This is a genomic window from Prosthecobacter sp. (assembly GCF_034366625.1).
GTDB lineage: Bacteria > Verrucomicrobiota > Verrucomicrobiia > Verrucomicrobiales > Verrucomicrobiaceae > Prosthecobacter.
The window spans coordinates 1-12,908 of the sequence record NZ_JAXMIH010000006.1; the positions used below are offsets into that span (position 1 = coordinate 1).

The window sequence follows — 12,908 nt, forward strand, 5'->3', positions numbered from 1 at the left end:
TGGGCGCGCCCGCCACTTTGCGCGCCCCCCACAACACCACGCCATGTCCAAGAAAACCGCCGCCAAGCCCAGCCTGCACCGCAAACACAGCGCCATCGTCGTTGATGGCGTGGAACGCGCGCCAAGCCGCGCCATGCTGCAAGCCGTGGGCTTCAAGCGCTAGGACTTCAAGAAGTCGCAGATCGGCATCGCCAGCCTGTGGAGCATGGTGACGCCGTGCAACATGCACATCGACCGTCTCGCCAAAGAGGCCGCCAAGGGTGCGGACGCCGCAGGCGGCAAGAGCATCATTTTCAACACCATCACCATTTCCGACGGCATCTCGATGGGCACGGAGGGCATGAAGTACTCGCTCGTGTCGCGCGAGGTCATCGCGGACTCGATTGAGACGGTGGTTGGCTGCGAGGGCATGGACGGGTTTGTCGCCATCGGCGGTTGTGACAAGAACATGCCCGGCTGCCTGATGGCGATGGCGCGTTTGAACCGTCCGAGCGTCTTTGTCTATGGCGGCACCATTTTGCCAGGATGCGTTGGTTTGGAGAAGAAAGACGCGGACATCGTCACGGTGTTTGAAGCGGTCGGCAAACACGCCAACTGTCAGATCACCAACAAACAGCTCGTGGACATCGAAGAGCACTCCATTCCCGGCGAGGGAAGCTGCGGCGGCATGTACACCGCCAACACGATGGCCAGCGCCATCGAAGCGCTCGGCATGTCTCTGCCGAACAGCGGTGCGCAAGCCGCCGTGTCGAACGAAAAACTCATGGACTGCTTCGATGCCGGCGCCGCCGTGGTGAACATGATCAAAAAAGGCATCACACCACGCCACATCATGACGAAGGAGGCCTTCGAAAATGCCATCACACTCATCATCACCCTCGGCGGTTCGACGAACGCCGTGCTGCACCTCATGGCGATGGCGCACAGCGCGGGAGTGAAGCTGGGCATCGAGGACTTTACCCGCATCGGCAAGAAAACGCCCGTGCTCGCGGACCTCAAACCAAGCGGCAAATATCTGATGAACGACCTCGTCAAAATCGGCGGCACCGTGCCGCTGATGCGCATGCTGGTCGCGGAAGGTCTCATGCACGGCGACTGCCTCACCGTCACCGGCAAAACGATGAAGGAGAACGTCAATAACTCCAAAATCGTGTGGCCGAAAGATCAGCAGATCGTGCGTCCGCTGAGCAATCCGCTCAAGAAGGACAGCCACCTTGTCATCTTCAGGGGCAATCTCTGCCCCGAAGGTGCCGTGGGCAAGATCAGCGGCAAGGAAGGCCTCAAGTTCACCGGCAAGGCCATCGTGTTCGAGTCCGAGGAGACCGCGCTGCAGGCCATCCTGCACGGCAAGGTCAAAAAAGGTCACGTCATCGTCATCCGCATGGAAGGACCAAAAGGCGGCCCCGGCATGCGTGAGATGCTCTCGCCGACCAGCGCCATCATGGGCAAGGGATTGGGCAAAGACGTGGCGCTGATCACCGACGGACGCTTCAGCGGCGGCAGCCACGGTTTCGTCGTCGGCCATGTCACGCCAGAGGCCTTCGTCGGCGGCCCGATTGCGGTCATCAAGAATGGCGACGCCATCACCATCGACGCCGAGAAGCGCCAGATCACGCTCGGCATTCCTGCTGCGGAACTCAAAGAGCGCCTTGCCAAATGGAAGCAGCCAAAACCACGCTACACGCGTGGTGTGCTGGCGAAGTATGCCAAGCTCACGAGCAATGCGAGTCACGGGGCGGTGACGGACTTGGGACTGTAAGGCAGCTCCAAGGCGTCAAATGATCTTCAAGAAGTGGTCAAAAGGTGTGTCATGGACCTCCTTGATCACGCGCTGATGAATTGGCCTTCATCTCCTTGAACTTTCCGACGCGTCCTGCGTCTGAAGTATGCCATGCGTGTCCTGTTTTGTCTGCTGCTCCTGCTCCGCCCGATTCAGGCGGAGCAGTGCCTCGTGCTCGGGGACAGCCTGACAAAGGAGTATGAGGCGGAATTTCCGGGCTTGTATCCGCAGAATCCGGCTGCCTGGCAGGCGCGGAATTGGATTGAAATCCTGCATCAGCACCGCACGGACTGGTTCGACACCGGAACGTGGGATGTCTATGCCGATGCGCGCGCCACCGGCCATGCTCATAACTGGGCCTTGCCCGGAGCGACGACTGGCGAGATCAAATCCATCCTCACCAATTTCTTCAACCAGTGGTGGGTCAACTCGCTGAAAAACCACATCCGCTATGATGTGGAACGCGTGGTCATCTTTGCCGGTGGCAATGATGCCGACAGCTATTACGCGAACCTTTACAACGGACTCGTCGGTCCCGAGGTAACGAACCCGACGCTGAGCAATCTGCAATGGCTCGTGGGCTGGGTACGTGACCTGAATGCCACAGTTCCCATTATGCTCGTGAGCATACCGCATGTCGGTTGCACGCCGAAGATCCAGCAAGGCTACCCGACTGATGTTGTGAAGACCGCACGCGTCTCTACTGCCATGGATGCGCTGAATGCCAGCCTCGCCAGCTACGCACAGTCACAGGGCATCGGTTTCGCGCCAGGTGTGTATGAATTCACGAAGGCGCTGATCACACAGCCCTTCCGCATCAAGGGCATCGAGTTTTATCGTGTGGCGGATGCGGATGCCGGCACGCGTTATGCCTTTAGCGGCGACGGCTTTCATCCCAACACCTGTGCGCACACGAAGATCGCGCAGTTGATCGTGGAAGCCTTCAATTCCAAGTATCCTAGCACACCGATTTCGCCGCTGGATGACGACTACATCATCACGAACGTACTGGGGCTCGATCCCAACATCCCTTTCAACGAGTGGATGATCTCGCAAGGATCTACCGGTGCCTTCCATGACGATTCTGATGGCGATGGTGTGCCTAATTTATTGGAATTCGCGCTCGAAGGGTTCGCCGCTGACCACGCTGACACCGCAAACCTGCCTCAGCCGGTCATGCAAAGCGGCGCATTGACCCTAACCTACCGTCCGCGGGTGGTGTTCACCGAATGGGGCAGCCTGAAAGCTCAATCATCCCCCGATCTGGCCACATGGACCGACGTACCCGCCGCTCAAACCATGACGAATCCCGATGGAACTATCACGGTGAACGCCGCCTTCATCAACCGGGGCTTTGTCCGCCTGAAGGCAGTGAAGTGATGCTGCCATGGCCTCACTCCGGCACGATGATCTGATCTTCGGGCTGGAGCTTGATGTCGCGCGCTGGATTGGCGCTGATGTCCTTGAGGTTGACCTCGGTGGTGACACCGTCGCGAATCAGTTTGGTGCGGCTGGGGTGGGCAAAGTCAGAGAAACCTTTCGCTACACTCACGGCTTTCATAATGGTCATACCAGAGTTGTAAGGCACCGGGCCGTTCTGTTTACAGCCGCTGACGACATAGACCATTCGGGACGGAGCCTCGCCACCATCAATCGAAATGGTGACGGTAGGACGCGTGTAAACTTCGCGCTCGATGTAGGCTTGCTCAATGGCACGTTGAAGCACGGAAGGCTTGAGACCAGCGGCTCGAACCTCGCCGATATGCACCAGATTGATGGTGCCACCATCACTGACGCTGTACACCTTGCTGATCTGGGTGACGTCAGCGTCGGGAATCCTGCCGATGGAGAGGGCGATCCGATCACCAGATTTGAGCGCGAGTTCGCTGTTCTGTCCCTGAACAGAATTCAGCACAAGCGTAGAGGCAGCAAGAATGCAAAGGAGAAGTCGCGTGTTCATTGCCGTATCATTGGTTGTAATCAAAATCACTCCGGCACGATAATCTGATCTTCGGGCTGGAGCTTGATGTCACGCGCTGGATTGGCGCTGATGTCCTTGAGATTGACCTCGGTAGTGACGCCGTCGCGGATGAGTTTGGTCTTGCTGGGCTTGGCGAAGGGGGTGAAACCGCCTGCGGCGCCGACGGCCTTGAGGATGGTCATGCCGGAATTCCACGGAATGGGACCGTTCTTGCCACAGCCGCTGATGACATAGACCATGCGGGCGGTGGCCGCGCTGTCATCGGTGGAGACAGTGACAGTGGGACGTGTGTATATTTCGCGGGCAACGTAGGTCTGCTCGATGGTGCGCTGAAGCGTGGAGGGCTTGAGACCGGCGGCACGAACTTCGCCGATATGGAGGAGATTGACGGTGCCGCTGTCGCTGATGGTGTACACCTTGCTGATCTGCGGCACTTCGTTGTCGGGAATACCGCCGATGGAGATGGTCACGCGGTCGTTGGCCTTGAGGGCGAGTTCGCCGTTCTGGGCGTGTGCCGGAGCCAACACGAATGCGCATGCGGCGAGGATGCAGGAGAAAAGGTGTGTTTTCATAACGGTGGTGGTGATTGAGGAGGGTCTAAAAAACATCGTCGCCATCCAAACGCGCGAGCGGCTGTGGAGTGCCCAGAGCGGGAGCGGTGGTTTCGGTGCGGATCTTGCGGCGACGTGACTTGCCGCTCTGGCCGCTGCCAGGGGTGTTGGTAGGCGAGTAGTAAGTGTAGTAGCTGGTGTAGTACTGGTATTGGGCGTCGCTGCGGAGATCGACGTTGTTGAGGACGACACCGATGACCTTGCCGCCGACGTTTTCGACACTCTGTTTGACGCGCATGAGCATATGGCGAGGCAGCTTGCGGTGCTGTACAACGATCATGGTCATGTCGGCCATGTTGGCGAGCACGGAGGCGTCGCTAACACCGAGGATGGGCGGCGAGTCGATCAAAACGAGGTCGAAGCGGCTTTTCACATCGGCGATGAGATCGACCATGCGCTGGGAGTTGAGCAGACCAGCGCTGTCGGCGGGCAACAGGCCACTGGGAAGAAAGAACAAGTTTTCGACTTGGGTGCGAATAACGACATCTTCGAGGCGGATGTCGGTGGTGAGGTAATTCGTAAGGCCGGTGGCATGGCTGACATCGAAATACGTGTGCATGCTGGGGCGGCGCAGATCGGCATCAATGAGCAGGACATTGTAGCCGCCTTGGGCGCAGACGTAGGCGAGATTCACCATGGTGGTGGATTTCCCCTCCCCTGCCCCGCCACTGACGACGCTGAGGCAGTTGGCGTCGGCTGACTTGCGGTTGAATTCGATGTTCGTGCGCAGAATCCGGTAGGCCTCGGCATCGGGATTGAAGCCACTGGAACGATGCAGCACACCGACCCCCTTTGGCACCACGGCAAGCACGGGAACGCCGAGGAAGCGCTCGACATCATCAAGATTCTTCACCGTGGTGTCCATGTACTCGAGGAAGAAGGCGAGACCGAGGCCGAACATGAGACCAAGCACTCCACCCAGCGCGAGGTGCAGCGGCACATTCGGCTTGGCGGGTTTTCCCTCGGGTTCCGCCTCTGAGTAGATGGTGGCAGGGGATTTCACGAGTTCGATGCCCGCCTTTTCCTCGAAGAAGCGCGAGCGCATCTTGACGAGCAGGTCTTCGAGATAAGTGACCTCGTCCTTGGCAGTCTTGTACTCGTTGTAGAGCGACTGCATGTTCATGATCTCCTCTTTGGCGTCGTCGTTGTAGGTCTGGAGCGACTGGCGCTTCTTTTTGGCACCATCGAGCCGGTTTTGGAGCCCCGCGACGTGCGCCTTGGCCGCTCCTAGAATGAGAGCCTTGTATTGGGTGACCTGGCTGTCCACGCTGAGCACTTGGGGATGCATGCGACCACGGCCCTCGTTGATCAGCCCCTCACGGGCCACTTGCAGTTCCTGGAGCTTCGAGGTCATCGTCGCGATGTTTTGATTCTCCAGTTTGAGGCCGGAAGCCTGGGCAATCAGATCATCGGAGCTGAGATTGGCAATCTGGTCGATCTCGGTCTGCAAGGTGAGGATGTCCTGATCAGACTGCATGAGCAATTGCTCGCGTGACATCTGCATGTTTTCTTCCGAGGTGCGAATGTCGCTGCCTGGATTGAGCGAACTGCCGCCGCCGACGATCCAATCGCCGACGATGCCGGCTTTGCGCTTGGCTTCTTGTGAGCGCAACTGGGCCTGACGTCGCAGATCTTCCTGATCAGAGATTTGCTGCTGAAGAACCGTGAGAGCTTTCTGCTTTTTTTCGCCCTCGATGTTGTTGCGCTGCGCCATGTAACTTTTAGCAATTTCATTGGCAATGGTGGCCGCGAGTTGAGAATCCTGGTCGTAATAATCAATAATAACAAAGTCCGAACGCAGCATGGACTGCGTCTCAAGGTTGGCGCGCAGACGGGCCAGCGCGGCCTGGCGGTTGGGCAGCTCCCAGCGCTTGGCGAGTTCGAGTTTTTCGATAACCGGATAGAGCGTGGTGGGCTTGGTGATCGTCTCAAACTGCGTTTTGATATATTCTTGGGTGAAGGCAAGACTGTCTCCACGGTTTTTGTCGAACACATTGATATCCTGCGTGATGCGCTCGATGGTCATCTCGACATGTCCGCGATACTTGCGCGGCATGATGTAAGTGAGCACTGCGGCAGCAGCAAAAATGAGGAGGAAGGAAAGCGAGATGAGTCCAAACCGATTTTTGACCACCTGCCAGGTGTCCATCGCATGCTTTTGCAGTTCTGTGCCTGACTCGTTCATGCCTGCTTGGGTGAAAGTAGTTTGGAGAGGTTAAGAAAGTGGTCTGGAAATGCCGCCAGCGGGAGATTCGTGGTGTCCGAAACTGCCCGCCGGCGGATTGGGTGTCTGGCTGTTGGGGGGACTTAGAAAGTGGCCGTGGCGCCGAGTGAGACGCGATGGCGGTCAAATTCACGCAACGCGTCGTCCGACTGTAGCGTGGAGAAGGAGTAGTTGGCGTTCAGATTGAGGTTTTCGAGGAGTTGATAGCCAATCCCAGTGGAGAGCAGCGCAGAGTGTTCGTTCACGTCTGTTCCGGTGGTGCCGTTGTCGAACTGGCTGAACGCGTAGGATGCGCTTGCGTTGGCACTAAGCCGCTTGGTGAAGTAGTGGCTTATCTGAAGACCCGTGTTCAAGCCATAGCGGCTGTTGAAGGCGGCGAGTTCGGCCCCATTGAAGCCAAGCGCCGCAAACCAGCGCACCATGGTCTGTCGTGCAACCGCGTAATTGAGGGCGGCTTCTGCATAAGGAGCCGTCTTGCTCACGCGGTCTGAATCGTAGAACTCAGCACCACCACGCACTGACCCAGACATGCGCTCACTCCAGGCGTGATCGACTCCGAGCAAGGCAAACTGGGAGGTGTAGTTCTTGTCCGCTCGCGTGGCATAAGTGGCCATGCGATAGCGATATTCCGCCGTCAGACTCGTGCGTTTGGAAATAGCATAAGCGAACTGCTGGGCGAACAGATGCGTGTAGCGATCCTCAGGATCGGCCACCAAATCGTCCTGGTAGCCGATGCCATCAAGCGTATACGAGGTTGTGGTGGAGAGGCGTGGAGACCAAGCATAGCTGACGTTGAAATTGTTGTAGCCATACAGGTACTGTCCGTTCCAAAGCGTCGTGGACGCACCATACCCAAAAGCCGTGCCAGGATCCACGCCGTAGGTGGCATAGAAGTTATTGCTGATCTTGAGACGCTCAGAGAACCGGTGCTCAAAATTGAAGGTTCCACGGGCATTGTAAAATGTGCCGCCAAAGCGTGGCACGCCGTCAATGTAATGGATGACACTGGTGTCGAGATTAAAACTCCAAGGTGTCGTGCGGTCAGGATTCGTATAAGCCGCTCCCACGCCACCCTGCACATACCAAGACTCAATGTCTTGCACGAGCGGAGAATTCACTCTGTATTTGAGGAAGTCATATCCACCCTGCCCTGTGAATGAAAATGTGAGCGGCTGTTCAGTCTTGAAATCCGCCGAGTAGTTCTGAATCGCCACCAACCCCTGGCCCCTAAGTGCGGCAGGGCTGAGCACAGCGGCTGCCAGAATCAGCATTGCAAATCGGAAGTTCATGGTGGTGAAGATCGGCGGTGGGTATGAGGAACAGTGGAGGAATTACCCCGCAGTTTCGTCATGGAGTGGCTGCAGCCGGCGACACCGGATCACAGCAGCAGCGGTAGGTGGGATCACACGGAAGCGGACCAGAGGAAGGTGGCTGGATGAGGTACACACCTCGGATGCTGGCCGGGATGAAGAAATCCTCTTCCTGAACCGGAATAACAGGATTTTTGCTTGGGTTTTTGTCCGCGACAGTCACTGGACGCACAACCTCATCGACAGGAGCCACGGCTGCCAGTCCTGGAACCACCGAGATTGCAGCCTCGTTGATAACCGCAGCCATTTTGGGTGCCACTGAAACAGCGGTTTGAACGATCTGACCCGCAAGCGTCGCATCTGCCTTGGAGGCAGTGATTGCCGCTTTCACGATGTCAGCCGCGCAGCCTTCGTTAATAACAAGAGCGTCTTCGACGACCATTAGGACCTTGGAGGGGTCTTTTTCGACAGCGACCCGGACGTCGTTGGAGATTTCCGTGCAGTTGCCCGTTGATTGCGCCGTGCCAACGGGGGCAAAGGCAAGCATAAACATGCAGGTAAAAGCACTCGCAATGCGAGAAATGAATACAGCTTTCATAAGCGGCTTTGAATTTTAGATTTACAGGAATGAACGTGTTCTCAGAGCGGGTAGTGGGAATCGAACCCACATGGCCAGCGTGGAAGGCTGGAACTTTACCATTAAGCTATACCCGCAATTAATGTTATAGTAACACGTAACATCCTGCTGCCGCAAGATATTTTTAGAATTAACAGGAAGTTTTTGAAATTTCAGAATGACTGATGGATTCAGAACTCGGAATTTTCAGATCCTTCGCTTTTTAACTCTATCTGGTTAATTAGCACGCCTGAGCGAGCTGGCAAGTGTCGTCATGAGGGGATTTTCCGAACCCATTCACGCGCCCCCTCTTCGTATGCCATTCATTTGTAATTACTTAAGCTGCTTCACTGTAGCTTTGACAGGCTCATAATCCTCGCCATTCAGGCTCCGAACCACGTTTTCGAGCCAATCTTCGAGGCTTTTCTGCATTTCAGGCACCCGCTCCGGCTGCTCAGCCAAAAGAACGGTGCTTTCGTCGGGGTCATTCGCAAGGTTGTAGAGTTCCCAACTCAGTTCATGAGTCTGCTTGTTCTCGATACGGTGCAGTTTCCAAGGCCAATCAAGCCAGGCGGCATGGCCGGGAAAAGTGTTCAGCGGGACAGGATCGCCGATTTTCCCAGCATCTGGGCGGACACGTGCTGGATCGTTGGGCTCCTCACCCCGGGATTGAGCGGCAAGAAGCTCGTCCATCCAAGCCTTGGAAGGCGTGCCAATGCCTTTGGTGCCCGATTCCCAAAAACCGATCGGACGACTGCGCTGCTGCTCCTGACCTGTCAGTAGCGGCATGAGGTCGATGCCATCCAACAGCGGCTGCCTTTCTATGGCCACTCCAGTGATTCCAAGTACGGTGGGATAGATGTCGGAAGTGACACAAGGGGCTTTGATGACTTTGGGTTCACGAAAGGCAGCCGGCCATTCAAGCAAAGCGGGAACTGCAAGGCCCCCCTCGTAGATCTGTCCTTTGAAACCGCGACGCCCACCAGCAGATCCCACCTTCGGCAATGCACCATTGTCGCTGCAATACCACAACAGTGTGTCTTCACGCAGATCGAGTTCACGCAGCTCGGTCCTCAATCTGCCAAAGGCGCGATCCATGGCCGTGATCTCGCCATAGAAGTTCTGCTGTTTCTCGGGAAGTCCCGCATAGTGCGCCTTGTCTGCTTCCAAAGCCTGATGCGGATCATGCGGCGACCCAAACCAGACCACGGCGAGAAAACGCTGCTTCTGACCCGCACAGCGACGGATGAATTTCAATGCTTCCTCCACGGTGACGTCGGAGCTGTCGCCTTTGAACGGCACCGCCCTGCCCTCCACGCTGAGCACCGGATCAAGGTCGAAAAAATTGGGAGAGGAAACCCATTCATCGAATCCGCTGGCTCCAGGGCTGACCGGACTGGCTTTTTGCACGGAACCCAGGTGCCATTTGCCGAAATGCCCCGTCGCATAACCCGCTGTCTTCAGCGCCTCCGCGATCGTGGTCTCCTGTGGCCGCAATGAATGCCCCCAGGAGAAGCAGCCGAAGCGATTTGGCGTGCGTCCTGTCATCACGCTTCCACGCGTCGGTGAGCAAACCGGTGCCGCGGCGTGAAACTGGTCAAATCGGATGCCCTCTTTTGCCATCGCATCAAAATTCGGCGTCTTGAGATGCGGATGACCGTTGTAAGCCATGTCACCCCAACCTTGATCATCCGCCATCACGAGCACGATGTTCGGCGCACCGGCCGCGGCGGCATGACAAGTGACTAAGAGCCAAAAACAGCCGCCCCAGATCAAAAAACATTTCATGACCAGATGATAACCAGGGTCCCGGTCGCTCTGAAATCAAAAAATCAAAGCCACTTCACTTCATGGGAAAGCATCGTGTCATCATCAAACACGAAGCGCCCCATGAAACGGCGGCGTTCCACCAGCGTCTGCGCGAGCCAGTGAATGTCATCGGCCCACATTTGATCAAAAGGCAGGACATCAAGCGAAGTCCAGAGCGGCACGGCCTCGGGAGTTTCAATTGCCTCGCCTTCATGCTCGGTGGCGACGAAGACATCGACGTGCATGCACAGGCCATCGACAAACTGAAACCAAAGCTCGCCATGGTGAACCGGGTTCAGGGCGGTGACGCCGAGTTCCTCCTGTGTTTCGCGAACGGCGCATTCGGTGGAAGTTTCGCCGGGATCGATCTTGCCTCCGGGCCCGTTGATCTTGCCGGCACCGAGCCCGCGTTTTTTGCGGATGAGCAGCACTTCACGCTTTGCCTCGTCGATGACGAACATCAGCGTCGCACGAACCCCGGGCTGCCAGTTGTGCCAGTCGATGATCACCGTGGTTCAGCGTTTTTTCCACGGCAGGGCGCGCAGCCAGCGTTTGCCGCTCTTGATGTCCATCGACTGCGCGAGGATCTCGGTGTCTCCAGCGTCGAAGTCCTCCGCACGCGGCAGGCCTGCGGGCAGATCCATCGCCGGTTCGGGCACTGGCAGAGACTCCGGCAAAGGCGCGACAACAGGCTTTTGATTGAGCGGCACCACGGAATTAAGCGGCACCACCAGACCGCCGGAGATGATCATCTTCATCGCCTCTTCGATGGTGATCGGCGCATCGCTGACCTTGTCAGAGTCAACGACGAGCAAAAAGCCCGTCATCGGGCTGGGCGCGGTGGGCAGCAGCACGCAGGTCATCGCCTTGCCGTTCTGCGGATCGCAGTACTGGCCGGTGGCAAAGCCGATCATGCGCATCCCGGGCACGGGATAGTCGATGTAAACGACGCGCTTGAAGCTCTGCTTGGCGCCACCGAGACCGCGAAAGGCGTCGATCACCTGCTTGAGCGGCCTGTAGATGACCGCCACCAGCGGGATGCGCAGCAGCAATTTATCAACGACGGTGACGAAGTGGACGCCGATGACGTTGGTGGCCATGAAGCCGAGGCCCAGAATGGCCAGCAGCGAAAACAGGAAGCCGATGAAGTTGGTGACGTTTTCGAGCTTCGGATCCTCGATGTTCAAGACTGTTTCCTCGGAGAGTTCGTTGACGAGGCTCACCACCTGGGCCAGCAGCGGTTTGCTCCAGCCGTGCAGCAGGTCGTAGATCGAGAACAGAATCCAGAAGGTGATGATCAACGGCAGCGCCAGCGCGAGCCCGGCCAGGAACTTGTTGCGCAGCCAGACGCCCCAGCCTTTTGGCGCAGGTGCCTCGGGCATTGGAATTGGGCTGGGTGTTTCGAGTGCCATGTCAATAAGCTTCAGTGCGTGGATGAGAACGCACGGTGACCGCTTTGTTCAGCATTATTCTGCGGTCATGCCTAATTACGCGCCCACCAGCATTCTGGCCGGGTTCTCGATGCAGTCCTTCACGCGGATGAGGAAAGTGACGGCCTCCTTGCCATCGACGACACGGTGGTCGTAGCTGAGAGCGAGATACATCATCGGGCGGATAACGACCTGGCCATCCACCGCCACAGGGCGCTGCTGAATGCTGTGCATGCCAAGAATCGCGCTTTGCGGCGGATTGAGGATCGGTGTGCTGAGCAGGGAGCCATAAACGCCGCCATTGGAGATCGTGAAAACGCCGCCGGTGAGGTCACTGACCTGAATTTTGCCTTCCTTGGCCTTCGCGGCGTAGCCGAGAATGTCTTTTTCGAGATCAGCGAAGCTCTTCTGATCCGCATCACGCAGCACGGGCACGATCAAACCACGCTCGGTGCCGACGGCGACTCCAATGTCGTAATAGTGCTGCTGCACGATCTCATCACCTTCCAAGCGCACATTGATCTGCGGCACGGCTTTGAGGGCTTCAACAACGGCTTTGATGAAGAAACTCATGAAGCCGAGTTTGATGCCATTTTTTGCGACAAAGCTGTCCTGCAGCTTGGAACGCAGCGCCATGACGTTGCTCATGTCGCATTCGTTGAAGGTCGTCAAAATGGCAGCCGTGCGTTGCGCGCTGACGAGCTGATCGGCGATCTTTTTGCGCAACGGAGTCATCTTCTTGCGCGTCACGCGGCCATCGGATGAAGCGGGCGCTTTCGCAGCCGGCGCGGGAGCTGGTTCCGGCTTTGGCACGACCTTGAATTCGGTGACGTTGCTCGGTTTCGGCTCAGGCTTCGGTTCTGGTGCCGGCTTGGGTGCTTCCACCGCCTTGGCAGCAGGAGCGGCGACGCTTTCATCGATCTGGCCCACAACCGCGCCGACTTCCACATCGTCACCCGGTTGCTTGCCAATGTGCAGCGCTCCGCTGGCCTCGGCGGTCACTTCAGCGGCGACCTTGTCTGTTTCGAGCGTGAGCAGGATGTCGCCGACTTTCACGAAGTCGCCTTCTTTGAAGTGCCATTTGGCGATTTGACCACCGGCGACGGATTCGCCGAGTGCGGGTATTTTGATGTCGGAGGGCATGACG

General features: G+C 57.3%; 10 protein-coding genes, 1 tRNA gene and 1 pseudogene. 2 read left to right on the forward strand and 10 right to left on the reverse strand.

Annotation, left to right across the window (positions count from 1 at the left end):
• The first annotated feature begins 43 nt into the window (after nucleotides 1-43).
• A pseudogene (ilvD, locus tag U1A53_RS02830) lies at nucleotides 44-1,759 on the forward strand (dihydroxy-acid dehydratase).
• 132 nt (nucleotides 1,760-1,891) lie between these two features.
• A complete protein-coding gene (locus tag U1A53_RS02835) occupies nucleotides 1,892-3,160 on the forward strand; it encodes a GDSL-type esterase/lipase family protein (RefSeq protein ID WP_322278852.1) in 1,269 nt (422 codons plus the stop codon).
• A 13-nt stretch (nucleotides 3,161-3,173) separates the two neighbouring features.
• Here U1A53_RS02835 and U1A53_RS02840 read toward each other — a convergent pair whose 3' ends face one another.
• The 10 genes from U1A53_RS02840 to sucB all read right to left on the reverse strand — a co-directional run bounded on the left by U1A53_RS02840 (nucleotide 3,174) and on the right by sucB (nucleotide 12,904).
• A complete protein-coding gene (locus U1A53_RS02840) occupies nucleotides 3,174-3,770 on the reverse strand; it encodes a polysaccharide biosynthesis/export family protein (RefSeq protein ID WP_322278853.1) in 597 nt (198 codons plus the stop codon).
• Nucleotides 3,767-4,333: a polysaccharide biosynthesis/export family protein gene (locus U1A53_RS02845; protein ID WP_322278854.1), complete on the reverse strand. Its 567-nt coding sequence runs from the start codon at nucleotides 4,331-4,333 to the stop codon at nucleotides 3,767-3,769. The genes U1A53_RS02840 and U1A53_RS02845 overlap by 4 nt, the downstream gene beginning before the upstream one ends.
• Nucleotides 4,334-4,358: 25 nt before the next feature.
• Nucleotides 4,359-6,557 carry a polysaccharide biosynthesis tyrosine autokinase gene (locus tag U1A53_RS02850; RefSeq protein ID WP_322278855.1) on the reverse strand — a complete coding sequence of 733 codons (2,199 nt, stop codon included), beginning with the start codon at nucleotides 6,555-6,557 and terminating at the stop codon, nucleotides 4,359-4,361.
• Between the two features lie 122 nt (nucleotides 6,558-6,679).
• A complete protein-coding gene (locus U1A53_RS02855) occupies nucleotides 6,680-7,885 on the reverse strand; it encodes an outer membrane beta-barrel protein (protein WP_322278856.1) in 1,206 nt (401 codons plus the stop codon).
• A gap of 58 nt (nucleotides 7,886-7,943) precedes the next feature.
• Nucleotides 7,944-8,504 carry a hypothetical protein gene (locus tag U1A53_RS02860; protein WP_322278857.1) on the reverse strand — a complete coding sequence of 187 codons (561 nt, stop codon included), beginning with the start codon at nucleotides 8,502-8,504 and terminating at the stop codon, nucleotides 7,944-7,946.
• Between the two features lie 45 nt (nucleotides 8,505-8,549).
• Nucleotides 8,550-8,620: transfer RNA gene (locus U1A53_RS02865), tRNA-Gly, on the reverse strand.
• 235 nt (nucleotides 8,621-8,855) lie between these two features.
• Nucleotides 8,856-10,310 carry a sulfatase-like hydrolase/transferase gene (locus U1A53_RS02870; RefSeq protein WP_322278858.1) on the reverse strand — a complete coding sequence of 485 codons (1,455 nt, stop codon included), beginning with the start codon at nucleotides 10,308-10,310 and terminating at the stop codon, nucleotides 8,856-8,858.
• A gap of 44 nt (nucleotides 10,311-10,354) precedes the next feature.
• Nucleotides 10,355-10,840, reverse strand: a complete 486-nt coding sequence (locus U1A53_RS02875; protein WP_322278859.1) for an 8-oxo-dGTP diphosphatase — start codon at nucleotides 10,838-10,840, stop codon at nucleotides 10,355-10,357.
• Between the two features lie 6 nt (nucleotides 10,841-10,846).
• Nucleotides 10,847-11,713, reverse strand: a complete 867-nt coding sequence (locus tag U1A53_RS02880) for a DUF502 domain-containing protein (protein WP_322278861.1) — start codon at nucleotides 11,711-11,713, stop codon at nucleotides 10,847-10,849.
• 105 nt (nucleotides 11,714-11,818) lie between these two features.
• Nucleotides 11,819-12,904, reverse strand: a complete 1,086-nt coding sequence (gene sucB / locus U1A53_RS02885; RefSeq protein ID WP_322278862.1) for a dihydrolipoyllysine-residue succinyltransferase — start codon at nucleotides 12,902-12,904, stop codon at nucleotides 11,819-11,821.
• Nucleotides 12,905-12,908: the final 4 nt, after the last annotated feature.